2 protein-coding genes and 1 pseudogene are annotated in these 1144 nt (G+C 45.4%); all 3 read right to left on the bottom strand.

Annotated features, from left to right (window positions below; genetic code table 11):
* Nucleotides 1-458, bottom strand: a pseudogene (locus tag R7P35_RS25555) (peptidoglycan glycosyltransferase FtsI); the annotation flags it as partial.
* Nucleotides 455-772: a cell division protein FtsL gene (gene ftsL, locus R7P35_RS25550; RefSeq protein WP_203504976.1), complete on the bottom strand. Its 318-nt coding sequence runs from the start codon at nucleotides 770-772 to the stop codon at nucleotides 455-457. The gene ftsL and the pseudogene R7P35_RS25555, both read right to left, overlap by 4 nt.
* A gap of 5 nt (nucleotides 773-777) precedes the next feature.
* Nucleotides 778-1144: 16S rRNA (cytosine(1402)-N(4))-methyltransferase (gene mraW, locus R7P35_RS25545; RefSeq protein WP_318093219.1), on the bottom strand; the 367-nt coding region annotated here is incomplete at its 5' end.

Here is a 1144-nt window from a genome sequence, read left to right as displayed (position 1 = left end):
TTGATTTTGTCAATCAGGCCTTGGCGCTCCACACCTAACACATCTGCTAAGGCATACCAGTTTTGTTTCTGACTTAGCGCATTTTCTTTAAAAATGGTGGCTGGATCGGCCCAAACCGCTTCAACAGGCACACTCACCGCTAAAGGTTCACCATTGCGATCAGAAATAATGCCTCGTGCAGACGGGATAGACTTAACACGAATCGAACGTAGATCGCCCTGCTTAATGAGATTATCCGGCTCGATGATTTGAATATAGGCCACACGAGCGACAAGAAGCGCAAAGGCGCAGAAAACAAAAAACAGCAATAAATGGAAGCGCCAGCGAATCAAAAATGATGGCTCTACTTCTACTTTCGCTGTTTTCGGTGCGGTTTTGGTGTCGTTTACTGCGGCTTTGGGTTTCGCAGAAGACTTACGCTTATTTCCTTGTTTAGCGTTGGTTTTCTTTCTTATCATTTTAGCGTGATAACCACTTCTTTATCGCCGTCGGGTCGTTTCATTTCAAGAGCCTTTTTCGCAAGATCTTGCACTCGACTGTGTTCTGCTAAGGCGGTTTCTTCCAACATCAGGTTGCGCCATTCGCTATCTAATCGCTCGCGCTCAACCAGAGTGTGATCTTTTTCAGTGATCGCTTGACGCGCATGGTGGGTAGCAAATACCACTCCCATTGCTGATGCCATGATCAATAGCAACAATAGTAATGACCAGCGACCAACGGTAATTAAATCCGTGGCGATCAACTTAGCAAGGTTGGGAGTGGGTTTCGTCATAATAATTAAAGCTTTTCAGCAATTCTTAGCACAGAACTGCGCGAACGAGGGTTCATGTCAATTTCTTGTTTGCTCGGTTTTATCGCTTTGCCAACAGTTTTCATGTTTGCGCTGCCAAGCTCTCTGATTTGCGCTTCCGTCAAAGGAATCCCATGTGGAACCTCAGGACCTTTACTTTCTTTGCGGATAAAGCGTTTTACCATGCGGTCTTCCAACGAATGGAAACTGATGACAGATAAACGACCTTCAGGAGCTAAAATACGAGCCGCGCCTTTCAGCGCAGTATCAATTTCTTCTAGCTCACTGTTGATGTAAATACGGAACGCTTGGAAAGCACGCGTCGCTGGGTGCTTTTTCTCTTTAAAACTTTTT

Origin of the sequence: Vibrio sp. Vb0304, assembly GCF_033338995.1 — a bacterium.
In the GTDB taxonomy this organism is placed as follows: Bacteria; Pseudomonadota; Gammaproteobacteria; order Enterobacterales; family Vibrionaceae; genus Vibrio; species Vibrio alginolyticus.
Note: the sequence above shows the minus strand (reverse complement) of the source record. Positions and strands in the feature narration are given on the sequence as shown.

Excerpts from the sequence above, each read along its gene's own strand:
- ftsL (WP_203504976.1), bottom strand. The coding sequence starts at position 772 with ATGACGAAACCCACTCCCAACCTTGCTAAGTTGATCGCCACGGATTTA.